The 15793-nt window shown below is 42.6% G+C and carries 15 protein-coding genes; 9 read left to right on the forward strand and 6 right to left on the reverse strand.

Features of this window, described 5'->3' with window-relative positions:
• Positions 1 to 25: 25 nt before the first annotated feature.
• Complete coding sequence (locus ABJV04_RS20535) at positions 26 to 1489, reverse strand: capsule assembly Wzi family protein (protein ID WP_348493548.1); 1464 nt, start codon at positions 1487 to 1489, stop codon at positions 26 to 28.
• A 191-nt stretch (positions 1490 to 1680) separates the two neighbouring features.
• Between ABJV04_RS20535 and coaD the strand changes: the two genes are divergently transcribed.
• Positions 1681 to 2172, forward strand: a complete 492-nt coding sequence (coaD, locus tag ABJV04_RS20540) for a pantetheine-phosphate adenylyltransferase (protein ID WP_348493550.1) — start codon at positions 1681 to 1683, stop codon at positions 2170 to 2172.
• Positions 2173 to 2625: 453 nt separating this feature from the next.
• Here the strand turns inward: coaD and mutM are convergent, their stop codons facing one another.
• The 4 genes from mutM to rpmB all read right to left on the reverse strand — a co-directional run bounded on the left by mutM (position 2626) and on the right by rpmB (position 4441).
• Entirely contained in the window at positions 2626 to 3438 is an 813-nt protein-coding gene (gene mutM, locus ABJV04_RS20545; protein WP_348493552.1) for a bifunctional DNA-formamidopyrimidine glycosylase/DNA-(apurinic or apyrimidinic site) lyase, read from the reverse strand.
• On the reverse strand, positions 3438 to 3896 hold the full coding sequence (locus ABJV04_RS20550; RefSeq protein WP_348493553.1) for a hypothetical protein: 459 nt from the start codon (positions 3894 to 3896) through the stop codon (positions 3438 to 3440). The genes mutM and ABJV04_RS20550 overlap by 1 nt, the downstream gene beginning before the upstream one ends.
• Positions 3897 to 4037: 141 nt before the next feature.
• A complete protein-coding gene (gene rpmG, locus ABJV04_RS20555) occupies positions 4038 to 4193 on the reverse strand; it encodes a 50S ribosomal protein L33 (protein WP_216049366.1) in 156 nt (51 codons plus the stop codon).
• An 11-nt stretch (positions 4194 to 4204) separates the two neighbouring features.
• Positions 4205 to 4441: a 50S ribosomal protein L28 gene (gene rpmB, locus ABJV04_RS20560; protein WP_008845260.1), complete on the reverse strand. Its 237-nt coding sequence runs from the start codon at positions 4439 to 4441 to the stop codon at positions 4205 to 4207.
• Between the two features lie 1104 nt (positions 4442 to 5545).
• Here rpmB and ABJV04_RS20565 point away from each other — a divergent pair.
• The 4 genes from ABJV04_RS20565 (at position 5546) to ABJV04_RS20580 (ending at position 11093) form a co-directional block, all read left to right on the forward strand.
• On the forward strand, positions 5546 to 8011 hold the full coding sequence (locus tag ABJV04_RS20565; RefSeq protein ID WP_348493555.1) for a TonB-dependent receptor plug domain-containing protein: 2466 nt from the start codon (positions 5546 to 5548) through the stop codon (positions 8009 to 8011).
• A gap of 63 nt (positions 8012 to 8074) precedes the next feature.
• Complete coding sequence (locus tag ABJV04_RS20570; RefSeq protein WP_348493556.1) at positions 8075 to 9376, forward strand: MFS transporter; 1302 nt, start codon at positions 8075 to 8077, stop codon at positions 9374 to 9376.
• Positions 9377 to 9397: 21 nt separating this feature from the next.
• Entirely contained in the window at positions 9398 to 10453 is a 1056-nt protein-coding gene (locus tag ABJV04_RS20575) for an LLM class flavin-dependent oxidoreductase (protein ID WP_348493558.1), read from the forward strand.
• A complete protein-coding gene (locus ABJV04_RS20580; protein ID WP_348493559.1) occupies positions 10446 to 11093 on the forward strand; it encodes a cysteine hydrolase in 648 nt (215 codons plus the stop codon). Before ABJV04_RS20575 ends, ABJV04_RS20580 begins: the two co-directional genes overlap by 8 nt.
• Before the next feature lie 338 nt (positions 11094 to 11431).
• On the opposite strand, the gene radC is transcribed toward ABJV04_RS20580, so the two are convergent.
• Positions 11432 to 12106, reverse strand: coding sequence for a DNA repair protein RadC (gene radC, locus ABJV04_RS20585; protein WP_348493561.1), 675 nt, complete (start codon positions 12104 to 12106; stop codon positions 11432 to 11434).
• Between the two features lie 176 nt (positions 12107 to 12282).
• Here radC and coaBC point away from each other — a divergent pair, with 176 nt between their 5' ends.
• The 4 genes from coaBC (at position 12283) to ABJV04_RS20605 (ending at position 15781) form a co-directional block, all read left to right on the forward strand.
• Entirely contained in the window at positions 12283 to 13491 is a 1209-nt protein-coding gene (gene coaBC / locus ABJV04_RS20590) for a bifunctional phosphopantothenoylcysteine decarboxylase/phosphopantothenate--cysteine ligase CoaBC (protein WP_348493563.1), read from the forward strand.
• A 44-nt stretch (positions 13492 to 13535) separates the two neighbouring features.
• On the forward strand, positions 13536 to 14126 hold the full coding sequence (gene slmA, locus ABJV04_RS20595; RefSeq protein ID WP_348493564.1) for a nucleoid occlusion factor SlmA: 591 nt from the start codon (positions 13536 to 13538) through the stop codon (positions 14124 to 14126).
• A 621-nt stretch (positions 14127 to 14747) separates the two neighbouring features.
• Positions 14748 to 15320: a TetR/AcrR family transcriptional regulator gene (locus ABJV04_RS20600; RefSeq protein ID WP_348493565.1), complete on the forward strand. Its 573-nt coding sequence runs from the start codon at positions 14748 to 14750 to the stop codon at positions 15318 to 15320.
• Positions 15321 to 15457: 137 nt separating this feature from the next.
• The gene (locus tag ABJV04_RS20605; RefSeq protein ID WP_216049384.1) at positions 15458 to 15781 is read left to right on the forward strand and encodes a DUF1820 family protein; all 324 of its coding nucleotides are present in this window, start codon (positions 15458 to 15460) and stop codon (positions 15779 to 15781) included.
• Positions 15782 to 15793 lie beyond the last annotated feature (12 nt).

Consider the following 15793-nt stretch of genomic DNA (forward strand, 5'->3'; position numbering starts at 1 on the left):
CTCTCAGTCATTCTATTTTTTATAGTTACAGGCTGTATTTTATTTCAGAAAAAACCGTAAAATCATTTTCGGTCCCTTGCTGATTCACTTTACTAGCGTCAATAACCGCCCCTAGTTTAACCTGCCAATGTCCCCACACAGTTTGGTAATATCCACTTAACTGGGTAATTTCTTCGGTTAGCCCTAGCAACTCTTGATCTTCACTGCCGTCATCAATTTTAATATAACGAATGGCGGCTTCAAAAACATCACCATCGGCAAAGTGTTTCAAAATTCCTAACGAGGTCATGCGTGCATCGGTATGGCGATCCTCCCCTAACTCTCGGGTGTAATAACGATAACCAGAGGAATAGGTACCACTTTCATAATAGCAGTGGGTTACATCTACAATAGCGTCATCACAAGACACGTTTGTATCACTATTTTCTAAATAGACTTTGGCATCCCACAGATAACTAGATATACCAAAACTGCGCGCTTGATTGCTGACGTTAAACTCGCTGGACTCACCTTCATCCACATATTGACCATAAATACTTACGGGGTGATCCATCAAACGAAATGTGTATTTGCCATCGATACCTGCCAAATGACTACCGATGTGGGTTTCCATTGAGGGGTCACATTCATCGGCACCATTTGCACAACGTTTTTGAAAACTAAGGACTCTGAAAAAGTCGTTCATCCGATCTGGTTGTCCATCACCTCCCCAGACAGCTAACCAAGATAGACCCACTTCTAGCCCTGGAATAGGACGGGCAGTAAAACGACTCGCCCATATTTTTGCATCGGGTACATCACGACTATCTTCTAACTGCCCTACCTGAGCGGTAACATACCAAGGGCCCAAAAACGACAACCACTTAGAGTCGGATTGGTTTGTGCGGGAACGGGATAACGCCAATGTAGGTATTGGGCGCGCATTATTTGACAGTATTAAACTGTTACCGTGGGATGGCCCCCACCATTGGTCGATAGAGCCTAAACGCAGATTCCAGTCACCTAGTTGGTAAGCCAAATAGCTTTGATCTAAGTTTTGTTCACCATTAGGTTCAAAATTAACCGATAGTTTACCGGCTAATCTTCCTACACGGGTCTCAGTATTGATATTGAGTCGTCCCTTTTCTCCTTGCTGACCATCAAAACTGGCGTATCGAGTACGATCAGTAGCGCCATATGCTGTGACTGAAGAAAAAGTATCTTTATGTTTTTGTAGTGTTAAATAATGTTTTAAGCGTTTAGCGGCTGTTGCGGCGGCGGGGTGCATAGTCGTGGTATCAAGCTGTGATAACTGCTCAGAGATGCCTTTCCACGGCATAGGGAAAGTTGTAGTCACACTATTTAAGTAGCCAAACTCGTTAAGAATTTGCACATCATAGTGAAGTTGAGGGTCGGTAGTGCCAATCCAAGGGGATGCGAAACTTTGACCAGAAAAAGCGAAAAACAACAAACAAAACTGAATGCACTTAGGCACTAAAAAACGCTCCATAATTACAGTTACCTTAACGCCAGTTAAGTACCTACAAAACACAAAAATGCAAAAACACCCGTATATTCTGTTAGTTGATGAATACTCATCATAAACTCTGATGATGAGTTAGGGCTATTCACCCTTGGATTTATGCTTAGGTCTATTATAAGCTGTGTGTTTTAATTATTGAACTTCATTGAGTTGTTAATATGAACACAAAAGCCATTTATCCAGGCACATTCGATCCTATCACTAATGGCCACGCTGACCTAATTGAAAGAGCAGCCCGGATGTTCACAACGGTGACAGTGGCTATTGCTGCAAATCCAAGTAAAGAACCTCTTTTTACACTAGAAGAACGAGTTAACTTGATAAAACAGGTTACCGCCCATTTAGATAACGTGAATGTTATAGGCTTTACTGGGTTGCTTGCCGATTTTGCAGATAGTTTAGATACATCTATCTTAATTCGAGGGTTGCGAGCGGTTTCAGATTTTGAATATGAATTCCAATTAGCGAATATGAATAGACGCTTAAATCCGAAATTAGAAAGTGTGTTTTTAACCCCAGCCGAAGAAAATTCGTTTATCTCATCAACTTTAGTCAAAGAAGTGGCTAAACATCGCGGTAAAGTGGATGGTTTTTGTCACCCTGTAGTACAAAGAGCCTTATCAGCAAAATTCCATACCCATGCACAATAAATTCTAGGCGGGTGCTTTAGCCCGCGCAAAGATTGCAACCTATCCATGGCCTGAAGGCCATGCTACAAGCGCTAAGCCTTGCCTGTAAGCGGGTGCTTTAGGCCGCGCAAAGATAAACAAACTCTCCATGGGCTGAAGCCCATGCTACACGAGATGAGCCTTACCTGTAGGCGGGTGCTTTAGGCCGCGCAAAGAAACAACCTATCCATGGCCTGAAGGCCATGCCACAAGAGCGGTACCTTGCCTATGGGTGGGTGCCTTAGGCCCGCGCAAAGATAACAATCTCTACATGGCCTAAAGGCCATGCTACAAGCGCTGAGCCTTGCCTGTGGGCGGGTGCTTTAGTCCGCGCAAAGATAACAAACTCTCCATGGCCTGAAGGCCATGCTACAAGCGCTGAGCCTTGACTGTAGGCGGGTGCTTTAGCCCCGCACAGAGTTACGGTTGGGGGAATTAACGCTGGCAGCTGGGGCAATAGAAGGTGTTACGTTGTCCAATCACCACCGATTTGACGGGTGTTTCACAACTCACACAGGGCTGTTTAGCCCGCCCATATACCCGTAATTCTTGGGCAAAGTATCCTGGGCTTCCGTCGGCTTGGGCAAAATCCTTTAATGTGGTTCCCCCTTGTTCGATGGCCTTGGCTAACACTTCTTTTATAATAGGGGTTAAGGCTAGATAACGCTTTTTGCTTACTTTTCCCGCCTGACGACGAGGATCAATTCCAGCCAAAAATAAGGATTCATTGGCGTAAATATTACCCACTCCAACAACAACCTTGTTGTCCATAATAAAGCTCTTTACCGGTACCTGTTTTCCCCGCGACATATCCACAAGTCGCTGGGCGTCAAAATCATCTGTTAACGGTTCAGGACCTAGGTTACGAAATAATGTATGGGACTCGTCATTTTTATCTAACCATAAACAAGCACCAAATCGGCGAGCATCATTAAGGCGTAAACACATGCCATTAGTTAGCTGAATATCCACATGATCATGCTTTTGCAATGGCGTATTAATAGGAACAACACGTAACCGGCCTGACATACCCAAATGCAAAATGATGCTGCCTGCCAGCGTATCAATTAACAGATACTTGGCGCGCCGCCGAATATTTTCAACAACTAATCCATGGGTAAGATGAACTTCATCGGGTATGGGCCAGCGCAGTTGTTTATGACGCACAACAACTTCACTAATGGTTTTGCCAATCATGTGCGGCGAGATACCTAGGCGGCTTACTTCAACTTCTGGTAATTCAGGCATTAATAGTTCTCTAATAACAACGTTTCTATTGGCATATCACGAATTTCGAATAGCTGTTGTTGGTGTAAAACCAAGGTATGGTCACCGTCTTCGTAAAGCTGGAATACACGACCACTATTTTCACCAGCCAACCAAGCAATGGCTATTTTTGGCATTTGCTCGGGAAGGTCACTGTTTGAGGGGGTCATTTTTGCCACTTCCCAATTTTTCGCAACAGCTAACATTTGAGCTTCAGTTATCTTTTCAGATGGTCTAGCTCGCCATCCTTGCCCAATACGCTCCATGGTAACTAAGGGCATTTGCAAGGTCATCAATCTAGAGCCGCTTGGAAGCATACTGGCTTGTAGTTCACCATCATCCCCACCGGTGAGAATATTATTAGTGGAGTTGAACAAAAAAATCATTAACACCATGCTGATGATAATGACATTATTCCAAGCTTTTCGTGATAATCGCATTTTTAATTTGGACTCGGGAAGTAGGAAATATCAATAAAGCATGAATTATAGCGATTATTCAAAAGGTTATTGAATAAATAGTTGAATAACGCAAAAAACCCGGCAAATACCGGGTTTTTCGGGAGACAAAAACAAGCAGGTTTACTTGATTTTGGCTTCCTTGAACATAACGTGTTGGCGAATTTTAGGATCAAACTTTTTGATCTCCATTTTGCCAGGCATGTTACGTTTATTTTTATCAGTGGTGTAGTAGTAACCAGTACCAGCTGAAGAAACTAATTTAATTTTATCACGCATGGTCGGGCTCCTTAAATTTTCTCGCCACGGGCACGGATATCAGTAAGAACTGAATCAATACCTTTTTTATCGATGATACGCATGCCTTTTGGCGTTAGGCGTAATTTAACGAAACGGTTTTCACTTTCAACCCAAAAACGGTGGGTTTGAAGATTTGGCAAAAAGCGACGACGGGTCGCGTTTTTCGCGTGAGAGCGGTTGTTTCCTACCGCTGGGCGCTTACCAGTTACTTGACATACTCTGGACATCGTATTTGTCTCCAAAACAACTTTTAACAATTAGCTTCGCTATATTAAAGAAAAGCAATAAATCAACACTAAACGCATAGCGGTAGTGACAAGAGGGCGCATTTTATACAGCATATACCATCTGCGATCAAGGTTTTTGTGTGAAAAAGATCTTATATTTACTCTCATACCGGCTCCATTTTTCCCTTAACTGGGTAAGATAATCACGGCTTTTACCTTTATTGGGGTTTATCATCTCCCATCATTAAGAGATCCATGTAAATTTTAGAGAGTACCTAGATGTCGCTCCCATCAACGTTAACCGCGCAAAATCTGGAGGTGTAATCGTGCTTCGGATATAAATATTCATAGCCATTGTAATCACAACAAAAGCTCTAGAGGCTAAACTTTCGATGCGAATAGCGATTATTTATTTAGGGATTATTGCAAAGGTTTATTAAACGGCCTAAACCTGGTGAATTGGTTACTATTTGTGAAATTGATGAATTGAACACCCCCAGCTACCTCCATGCAGTGTATAATTGCCGTTAAATATCGCAAAGTTACCCATGAGAGTTTCGATTACCCAGATATGATGGTTGAGTATTCTTAGAAACAAAAATTACGACATATTAAAAACCCCTTCGACCACATTTTGATACTATTGGTCAGGCGCTGAATCATCTTGATTTATTTAGGTTGTATTTTTATATAGGCTTCCCTGCAATAGAAACTAACGAGGCATGGGTTGTTTTAGGGTTTGTTCACCCTAATTATGTAGAAGAATTGGTCTGCGAGATACAATTATAAAAACACCTGTTTTTTAATGAATTCGTAAATCTAATCAAAGACAAAACAATTTTATATTGTTAGTTGCTGTAGACTTCGGCGTGATTCAAGTAATAAATGGTAATTAGGGAATGCTTGCAACTATCCCAAAATGGAAATTTTACTGATTTGGGTACAACCAAAATCAGGTAGTCAAACTTACCAAGCAAAAAGGATAAAGTCTCGAGTGACATAAGTCGTCAAGTACTTAGACGGATAATTACAAAAGTAATAACACCTAGGTTGTTAGTGTAATACCCAGCAGGTAAAACGAAAATATTTAGAAGGGTTCACACTATGTTTAAATTGGATAAGCTCTTTACTTCAGTGTTGTTAGCTGTGGTTGTGCTGCAAGTTGCTAGCACAGAGTTAATGGCAGAAGAGTTAACGTCAATTAATACAAACCAGACTAGTTCTGAATCTATCGAAGTCGTTTCAATCGTCGCTCAACGAGATATTGCCGGTTTCCTTGAAAATCAACCAAGTGGATTGCTATTTGGTTTTGAAAAATCCTTGTTAGACACTCCTCGATCAGCAACCTTTGTTAGCGATGAAACCTTAACCGCTTTTGGCGTAACCACTGTCGATGATCTTACCGCTGTCGCTCCTGGTACATTTACAGCGTCATTTTATGGTGTAGAAGGTGCCTTAAACGTAAGGGGAACCCTAGCAGAAACCTATTTTCATGGTTTTAAGCGCATAGAAAATCGCGGTACCTATCAAACTCCAATTGGTTCAACATCCAGAGTAGATATCCTTCGTGGTCCACCTACGGCCAACTTTGGCCCAGGTAAAATTGGCGGACTACTAAACCTTGAGCCAAAAACCGCCAGATTGAGCCAGGGTGGTGGTTACTTGCCTGAAACCGTCGGTGAAATGCAAGTAACACTAGGTTCATACGACAAAAAGAACCTCAGTTTTCAATTCGGATTACCCGTTAATATTGGCAAAGCTGAAGGTGGCATTTATACCTATGTTGAAGTGGAAGATTCTGGCAGCTATTACAATGGCATAGAGCCGGAACATCAAATGCTTCAAGTTACCGCAGACTTTGAGTTAGCCAATGACTGGAAATTGGTTGCTGGGGTGATGGCGTACAATGCTGAAGGTTATGTGCAAACGCCAGGGTGGAATCGAGTCACCCAAGAATTAATTGACGATGGCACTTATATTACTGGCCACGATACCGACCTAGTCGATAGCAACGGCAATGGACAAATGGAATGGGCTGAACTCTCAGCGCAAGATCCAACCTATTTTGCAAAGCTAACTTCATATCCTGACTATTATTTATACGCAGATCCAAACGTAGCGGCATTGGACACTAATATTGCTAGCACTCAACTGTCGCGCCATGATGTGTATACAAGTGATAGCGACTTTTCAGATACCGCTACTTTGACGGGATTCGTTGACCTGATTAAAACCTATGAGGACGATAGTCAGTTAAAACTCCAACTATTTGTTGATTACCTCGATAACCAACGCTTTGTAAGTTATGGTTTTCCTGCTGATTATTTAGCCAAAACAGCCGAGTTCCGCGTTTCCTATATTAGTGCTTTTGGTAACAGTAGTGATGCGCTGCAAGGTTTATATAATGTGGGGATGAGTAGTCGTTATTACGATGCTCGCCGGAAAGAATCGTATAACGGTGGACAAATTGCTATCAACCGCAGAGATATCTCCGTTGGTGCAATGCCAAATGACACCATAGGCTCTCCATTTAATTCTGACTTCTTTTGGGATTTAGATACTCAATCGAAGTGGAGTTATCACTCAGCATTTGCCATGGTAGATTTAACAGCAATGGATATTTGGAACCTGTCGCTCAGTGGTCGTTATGACTACTACGATGTGGAATCCACAGAAAACGGCGATCCAATTTATTCCTATGCTACGGAAACCTACGCTGAAGATACTGATGGTGAATTTACCTTCAGCGCAATGTTATTACTAGATTTAGAATCGGGCTTTAGACCATACGTGAGCTACGCCGAATCGTCAGCCATCGAATTTAGCCAAGCCGGTGATGTGTCTCCCGATTTAATTGCCAATGGTGAATGGTTGTCCGAAGGTGAGTTGCTTGAAGGTGGAATAAAACTTGAGCTATTTGACGGTGTTTTAACCGGCTCTATTTCGGGTTATAGGCAAGAAAGAACAGAGTTGAGCAACGTTGGCGGAAGCACTGTTAGCCGCACCAGAAGTGAAGGTGCTGAATTAGAACTGCGTATTCTTGCCAGTGAAAACTGGAGTTTTAGCATTACCAGTAATAAACAAAAAACCAAATACATCGATGGGTTTGCCGGTTACTACATCGTTAACCCAAGAGATATCGGTTTAAACGATATTGATAACTATGGCATATCAGTAGCTGCGTTGAGCTTTGCCAATAGCATGTATTCTGCCACAGGCAGCGATTACTACCTTGGTGAATTAGAAGACACTCGTATACCTGACGCTGTAACCAGTATTTATGCGATTTATGCCAGTGAAGCTGGCGTGTTTGATAGCATTGGCTCAACATGGGGGGTTCGTTATGTATCCGAAACCTCAGGGCTGGTAGAAGACTCAGTGAAATATCCAAGCTATTGGACGCTACAGGGGTCTTTGTTCGCCCATTATGGTAATTGGTCGTTAATGTTAAATATCGATAATGTATTAGACGAAACCTACTTTACATCGCTACAGGATTTGTACGGTGATGTTGCAGTATTACCTGGTAAGGGACGTGAATGGCGAGCAACGGTCAATTACGCTTTTTAAATAGAAACATCTGTATGCAGTTGAAAAATTATTTTATTCAGTCTGCATACCTTGAGGATCATTATGGGTAAGTTAAGCGCTGATAAACAAGCATGGTTTGTTTTGTGCACCTTCAGTTTAAGCTTTTTTGTTGTCACTGCCGCAACCTTCACTTCGCTGGGCGTTATCCTGCCCGCGATGGTAACGGAGTTAGGTTGGGATTGGACCACTGCAGGCCTTGGCTTCACATTGTTAGGTGTAGCATGCGGATTAAGTGGGTACTTACCAACCATAACAGTTAGACGCTGGGGAGTTGCTACAACCCTGATAATTGGCCTAATACTATTGGCAATCGGTTTTGTTGTGTTGTACTTGACTACGGCACCGATAACTTACTTTCTTGGATGTATCCTTACTGGTACTGGCTATACTTTTGTGGGTTCAGTACCCGGCACTTATATCATTACCCACTTTTTCAAACGACGTTCTACAGCTTTCGGTTTCTATTATACCGTAGGTGGTTTAGGGGGTGTTGTTGGGCCTATTGTGGTTTGGATGGCGACCAATTTGTTAGGTAACTGGCGTTTACACTGGTTAGTGATGCTAGCTGCTATTGTAGTCTCCGTAGGGTTAATGCTGCTATCGCTATTGTTCACTGATGCCAACCGCTTAAGAACGCCTCCCAAACAAGAGCTGGTAGATACCGAAAAACAAAGAGTGTATGAAACCGAACAAACCTGGACTTTTAAACAAGCGATTCGTACGCCACAATATATTTTGTTAATGATTGCTTATTCCACAGTGCTATTTGTGGGAATAACCGTAAATAGCTTTTCAGTTGCACATATGACTGAGGTTGGAATTACCTTCGCCTTAGCCAGCACATTATTATCTGCAGAGGCTTTTTGTAATGCCATATCTCGTGTAGTTGGTGGCTTTATCGGTGAATTCTTTGATCCGAAAGTAATGTTGCAGATTGCACTACTATTATTAGCCGGCGGCATGTTTGCCTTAAGTTTTGGACAATCTTTAATTATTTTAGGTTTTTTCGCCTTTGCCATAGGTTTTGGTTTTGGATTAACCTTCTTATCTTGCACCGTTTTATTAGTAAGATATTTTGGTACTGGGCCTTATTTACCATTGTTTTCATTAATGAATATTGGTGCAACCGTCGCATCGGCAGCACCTATACTTAGTGGTCGTATGCGCGATATATCTGGGACTTTTGTTCCCCCCTTCGTATTAATCGGGATTCTCCCCATGTTGGTATTAGTTGGAATTGCATTTATGCGTCCCCCTAGACTAAAGGAACAAAAAGTTTCCGAACCAACCCCATCAGACCCATCTATTAATAATATGCTTGCTGCTAAAGTAGCTAGTAAGTAGTTGTTCTCAGGAGCTTTTATTATGACGACCAGCAGTAAAGAATTTGGCGTATTTTTACCCATCGCAAATGGCGGGTGGATAGTTTCAGAAAATACTCCGACATTGGACGCTTCGTATCAGCAAAACAAAACCGCGGCGGTCATTGCAGACAGTTACAAAATGGATTTCATCATGTCCATGGCAAAATGGCGTGGTTATGGCGGTAAAACCGAACATTGGGGCACTTCTTTAGAGTCGATTACTATGATGGCGGGATTGGCAGAAGCCACCAGCCACGCCAAGATTATCGCAACAGTGCACACCCTAATGATGAATCCAGGGGCGGTGGCTAAAATGATGAGCACCTTAGACCAAATTTCAGGTGGTCGTGCAGGCTTAAATATTGTTTCCGGTTCGTTCCGAGATGAGCTTAACCAAATGGGCGCATGGCGAGATGATATCGACCACGACGAGCGTTATGTTTATGCCCAAGAATGGAGTGATTTACTCCACAAGCTCTGGCAAGAAGACCACGTAGACTATGAAGGTAAATACTTTAAATTTGAAGACTGCGTGTCACAACCTAAACCCCAGAATAAACCCTTCACTGTTTGTGCAGGTCAATCTGAGCGCGGCTTACGCTTTTCGGTGAAAAACACCGATGCTTGTTTTGTTGGTGGTAAAGATGATGAAGAAACCTTAAAAATCACACGAATGGCTCGCAAGATTGCCGAAGAACTAGATACACCAGTAAAGTGCTTCTGTATGGCCACCCTTATCATTGAAGATACGGAAGAAGAAGCCCAAGCCAAAGCAGATTATTACCGTGAAGGTAAAGATTTAGGAGCAATTGAAGGCATGATGCGTTCTTACGGCATTGACCCAGCACTAAAAGACAATGCCATGGTTATCCGTGCGCAAGGTGCATTTATGAGTCGAGAAATAATCGGTACCGCAGAGTCAGTGAAAAAACAACTTATTGAGATGATTGATAACACAGAAATGGACGGTGTTATGGTTATTTTTGATGACTATGAAAAAGGGCTGCATAAATTTGGTAAGGAAATTTTACCCGCAGTAAGAGCCCATTATGGCTAATGTTGATTTAACAGAACTCCAGCCAGATTGGATAAAGTCCACTCGGAGTGCGTTGTGCGTTATTGATGTGCAGAACGACTTTGCCAGCCCAACAGGGTTGTTGGGGCAGTTTGGCTTAGATATGGACGTGGTGCAGCCGGCGATTGAAAATATCAAAAAGTTAGTGGCAACTGCTAGGCAGCATGGTGTTGCCGTTATCTTTGTTGGCTTAAAAACCACTGAACAAGACGATTCTCCAGCATGGCAAGAGTGGATGACTAGACAAGGTAGAGATGCCAAAGCTGAAAGCGCAATTTGTCGAGCCAAAACCTCAGGTATGGATTTTTACGGTGCAGTACCACAAGAAGGCGATTCCGTTATCTATAAAACCCGTTATAGCGCCTTTTTTAAGACACAACTGGATGATCTGTTACAGCAAAAGCAACTAGACACAATAGTGTTCTGCGGTGTCACCACTGAATGCTGCGTGGAGTCCAGTGTGCGAGATGCCTTTCACCTTGATTATCAAGCCATTGTGGTAAGTGATGGTTGCGCAGCATACGAAACCGCACTTCACGATGCTAGTCTCCGCGCCATGGCCATCAATTTCGCATTACTTAGCGACACCCAATCTATTCTCAAGCATTGGCAGTCTAAATAACACGACTTATACAGGGGCTAAAGCCCCTGCTACCCCCTGTAGGCTGGTATTTATGCCAGCGTAAACTAGATGGATTACAGGGGCTAAAGCCCCCACCACACACCTGTAGGCTGGTATTTATGCCAGCGTAAGTTAGATGAGTTACAGGGTTTAAAGGCTTTATATTTTCGGTATTTTGTATGCCTACATGAAAGTTTTCAATATCTATTTCATTACCACCACTATCATGCATAAAGCGCCGTAAACAGCCTCCATAATGCAACCTTCCATTTGACGCAGATCATTTACCAAGACTGTCACTTTGATACCCTTTTTACTGACTTCACTGATCCAGGTATCTACACTAATCCTCGCTCAGCAAAAGACACGCAATCACCGTCACCGACAATAATATGGTCTAGTACGGTGACATCAATTAACTCCAAAGCGTGTTGGATACGCTGGGTAATATGTTGGTCGGCTTGACTTGGCTCGGCGATGCCCGAGGGGTGGTTGTGACTTAAAATGATGGCCGCAGCATTGAACTCCAAGGCTTGTTGCACAATCACCCGAGGGTAAACACTGGCGGCGTTAATCGTCCCAAAGAACAGTTTTTTAAAGGCAATAAGACGATGTTGACTATCGAGCATGAGCACCGCAAAAACCTCGTTAGGCTCATCTCTTAATTGACTAAGTAGATATTGTTTAGTGCGGTTGGCACTATCGAATGTGTGTTTTCGAGTGAGTGACTGGGCAAAATAACGTTTTGACATTTCCAGGGTTGCTTGAAGTTGCACATATTTAACTTCGCCTAAGCCCTTTCCCAAACAGAATTGGCTTTTACTGGCGTTTAATAAACTGCGTAAAGAACCAAATTGAGTTAACAGTTCTCGGGCCAAATCTACTGCACTTGATCCCTGTACTCCCGTTCTTAAAAATATAGCGAGGAGTTCTGCGTCTGATAGGGCTTCGCTGCCCATAGATAGGAGCTTTTCTCTAGGCCGCTCCGTTTTTGGCCATTCTGATAGTTTCATGCGTCCGTGCCTGAATTAGGGTTAAAATTACTAACAATTAGTCGTATACCACCAATTAAACCTAGCAAATGATCGCTGATCAGGCCAATATTAAGTCATATCAAGTACCTAAGTGTTTTGTCTAACTTGTATATTAGGTAAAATGCTGCACAGATTTTCAGTGAATATGTAAACACATGGCCATTCAAAAAAATAAGGTTTTACTCGGAGTTACGGGTGGCATTGCCGCCTATAAAACTCCCGATTTAGTACGCAAGCTAACCGCAAAAAATACTGAGGTTCGAGCCGTTCTTACCGCTTCAGCGGAACATTTTGTTAGCCCTTTAGCATTGCAGGCGGTTTCCGGCAATCCAGTTTCTAACGATTTATTGGATTCCGCTGCAGAAGCAGCTATGGGGCATATTGAATTAGCAAAATGGGCAGATACCATTCTTATCGCTCCAGCCACAGCAAACTTCATCGCGAAACTTGCCCATGGCATGGCCGACGATTTGTTATCCACTTTATGCTTGGCCAGCAGCGCAGAAGTATTTATTTCTCCAGCCATGAATCAACAAATGTGGAAAGCAGAGGCAACACAGGCAAACCTTGCTATTTTAGCCAAGCGTGGCGTCACTATTATTCCACCAGACTCAGGTGAACAAGCTTGTGGAGACGTGGGTCAAGGACGTATGCCCGAACCCCAAGACCTAGCGGATATCATCACCCAACCTAAGCCGCTGCAATATTTAGCCGGTAAAAAAATAGTGATTACCGCAGGACCCACACGAGAAGCAATAGATCCCGTTCGTTACATTAGCAATCATAGTTCGGGAAAAATGGGCTACGCGCTAGCAAATGCAGCTATTGCGATGGGGGCAGAAGTTACTTTGGTTAGCGGCCCAGTGAATATAGCAGCACCCAATCAGGCTAATCTGGTTAAGGTTGAAAGCGCGCTCCAAATGCATGATGCCGTGATGGAAAATATAGACAGCGCGGATATTTTCATTGGTTGTGCAGCCGTTGCTGACTATCGTCCTTTGGAAGCGGTAAATCAAAAAATCAAGAAGAACAATCAAGAGTTAACCCTTACTTTTACTAAAAACCCTGATATTCTTGCAGATGTCGCAAAACAACAACGGTCAGTGTTCACTGTCGGCTTCGCCGCCGAAACTCAAGACGTCAGTCGTTATGCAAAAGATAAATTACAGCGTAAGCAACTTGATATGATCGCCGCCAATGATGTTTCAAATAGCGACATTGGATTCAACAGCGAGCAAAATGCTTTGACTGTTTTTTGGAAAGAGGGTGAAAAATCTCTAGAAGTTGCCGATAAAAGACAACTTGCTTTTAATTTGATGCAATTAGTATCCGAAAGATATAAAAATAAACATGCAACACAATAACTCTAAAAATAATAATCTAGTCCTACAGACAGGGAGACATGTCAATGCCCGCGATTAAACGTCCAAACCGCAGAGCGCAAATTTTGCAGTGTCTGGCAAGCATGCTAGAAAGCAATCCTGGACAGCGTATCACTACGGCTAAATTGGCAACAGAAGTGGGCGTTTCAGAGGCTGCTTTATACCGTCACTTTCCCAGTAAAGCACGCATGTTTGAAGGTTTAATTGAATTTATCGAAGAAACCCTTTTTTCACGCATCAATAAAATTATTAATGAAGAAAAAGATAGCGCGGTGCGTATCCAACTTATTATTCATTTGATTTTAGGTTTCTCCGAAAAAAATCCCGGTATTACCCGAATTTTGAACGGCGATGCATTGATGGGTGAACAGGATCGGTTACGGGGTAGAATTGCCCAAATTTTTGAGCGCCTCGAAACACAAATTAAGCAGGTTTTGCGAGAGCGTAAGCTCCGTGAAGGTAAATCTTTACCTGCGGATGAAGGTGTAATTGCAAATATGCTGATCTGTTATACCGACGGCCGCATTAATTTATTTATTCGTAGCGATTTCAAACGTCGTCCCACGGAAGATTTTAAAGAGACCTGGCAGTTCATCAACAAGCAGTTTTTCTCTTAAGTTCGATTCTATAATTTAGTTTGCTTGGCAGGCGGTTTTGCCTGCTAAATACCTCACACCTTTCACGGGCTAAAGCCCGTGCTACGGGTGCGTGAACCTTTTAAATCCATAAAATAAACCAACCTGTAGGCGGGTGCTTTAACCCCGCGAGAGATTGTGTTTGCTGATTTGTCACGGGCTAAAGCCCGTGCTACGGATTCCTGAACCTTTTAAATCCATAAAATAAACCCATCTGTAGGCGGGTGCTTTAGCCCCGCGAGAGATTATTTTTGCTGATTTGTCACGGGCTAAAGCCCGTGCTACGGGTTCCTGAACCTTTTAAATTCATGGAATAAGTCTACCTATAGGCGGGTGCTTTAGCCCCGCGAGAGATTGTGTTTACTGATTTGTCACGGGCTAAAGCCCGTGCTACGGGTGCGTGCACCTTTTAAATTTATGGAATAAATCTACCTGTAGGCGGGTGCTTTAGCCCCGCGAGAGGTTGTGTTTACTGATTTGTCACGGGCTGAAGCCCGTGCTACAACATCGGTTATTGCTGCCCGTGGGAAGATACCTTGACAGCGACAAATTCTCCGCTACTCTATGAAGAACACATGTTCTTTATTATTTGAGCAAATTAATATGCCTCGCAAGGCCTTATACAATGTAGAAGAAGTGCTTGAACAAGCAATTTCTGTGTTCTTGGAGCACGGTTATCATGGTGCAGCAATGGATGAAATTATTGCCAGAACCGATTTCAACCGTCGTGGATTTTATATTGAATTTGGCTCTAAACAGCAGTTTTTATACATTGTGCTTGCCCATTATCAAGAACAACATTTATCTAAAGCCTTTTCACACTTAGAACACAATCAAGGCATGCTCTCTATTCAAGGTTTTTTCACAGAATACATAGACTTGGTTAAAGGTCGAGGTTGCTTGCTGATTAACATTATTACTGAATTAGGCTTTGATGATCTTAAAATTCGAGATATTGGTAGGCATTATCTTGATCGTCTACAGATTGATTTTATCGGTTGCTTAGAAAAAGCCCAAAAACTTGGCGAGATTAGACAAGACATCAACATTGAATCTACCGGTTTGCAGTTATGTAGTTATGTGCAAGGCTTTGCAGTTAATGGAATCCTAGCCGGTGATACAGATGAGCTTATGTTGGCAACTCAAGCCATTTTAGGTCCTCTGAAACCTGAATAATGGAGCTGACTCACTAGACTTGTCGATTTGTTCTTAAGGACCTCAATGCTTTTGTGTATAGGGGGTGAATTTCACTTGGCGATTGCCTCAGTTGTGGTTAGAATTCAGGCCCGTTTTAATAGCTAAAAGTGAGTAACATGACAACCAAAAATCCTTTATTTCGGGTACAGTTTGTGAGTAATGGCGAGCGTTATGAAGTTTATGTACGAGAAGTCAGTCAGGGCAGTATGTTTGGTTTTGTGGAGATTGGTGATTTTGTCTGGGATACTCACACAACACTGGTATTAGACCCAAGTCACGAAAAATTAAAAACTGAATTTGCAGATGTAAAACACACCTATATTCCAATGCACAGTGTGTTGAGAATTGACGAAGTGAAGAAACAAGGTACGGCAAAAATTACGGAATTATCAGATAAAGTCACGGCATTCCCTAGTCCGATTTATACTCCCAAAAATTAGTACTTTTCCGTA

Source organism: Aliiglaciecola sp. (assembly GCF_039982535.1).
GTDB lineage: Bacteria > Pseudomonadota > Gammaproteobacteria > Enterobacterales > Alteromonadaceae > Aliiglaciecola.

Coding starts and splice junctions, on each gene's coding strand:
- ABJV04_RS20565 (WP_348493555.1), top strand. CDS start 5,546: ATGTTTAAATTGGATAAGCTCTTTACTTCAGTGTTGTTAGCTGTGGTT.
- ABJV04_RS20550 (WP_348493553.1), bottom strand. CDS start 3,896: ATGCGATTATCACGAAAAGCTTGGAATAATGTCATTATCATCAGCATG.
- rpmG (WP_216049366.1), bottom strand. CDS start 4,193: ATGCGTGATAAAATTAAATTAGTTTCTTCAGCTGGTACTGGTTACTAC.
- ABJV04_RS20605 (WP_216049384.1), top strand. CDS start 15,458: ATGACAACCAAAAATCCTTTATTTCGGGTACAGTTTGTGAGTAATGGC.
- ABJV04_RS20570 (WP_348493556.1), top strand. CDS start 8,075: ATGGGTAAGTTAAGCGCTGATAAACAAGCATGGTTTGTTTTGTGCACC.
- ABJV04_RS20600 (WP_348493565.1), top strand. CDS start 14,748: ATGCCTCGCAAGGCCTTATACAATGTAGAAGAAGTGCTTGAACAAGCA.
- slmA (WP_348493564.1), top strand. CDS start 13,536: ATGCCCGCGATTAAACGTCCAAACCGCAGAGCGCAAATTTTGCAGTGT.
- radC (WP_348493561.1), bottom strand. CDS start 12,106: ATGAAACTATCAGAATGGCCAAAAACGGAGCGGCCTAGAGAAAAGCTC.
- rpmB (WP_008845260.1), bottom strand. CDS start 4,441: ATGTCCAGAGTATGTCAAGTAACTGGTAAGCGCCCAGCGGTAGGAAAC.
- coaBC (WP_348493563.1), top strand. CDS start 12,283: ATGGCCATTCAAAAAAATAAGGTTTTACTCGGAGTTACGGGTGGCATT.
- ABJV04_RS20580 (WP_348493559.1), top strand. CDS start 10,446: ATGGCTAATGTTGATTTAACAGAACTCCAGCCAGATTGGATAAAGTCC.
- coaD (WP_348493550.1), top strand. CDS start 1,681: ATGAACACAAAAGCCATTTATCCAGGCACATTCGATCCTATCACTAAT.
- mutM (WP_348493552.1), bottom strand. CDS start 3,438: ATGCCTGAATTACCAGAAGTTGAAGTAAGCCGCCTAGGTATCTCGCCG.
- ABJV04_RS20535 (WP_348493548.1), bottom strand. CDS start 1,489: ATGGAGCGTTTTTTAGTGCCTAAGTGCATTCAGTTTTGTTTGTTGTTT.
- ABJV04_RS20575 (WP_348493558.1), top strand. CDS start 9,398: ATGACGACCAGCAGTAAAGAATTTGGCGTATTTTTACCCATCGCAAAT.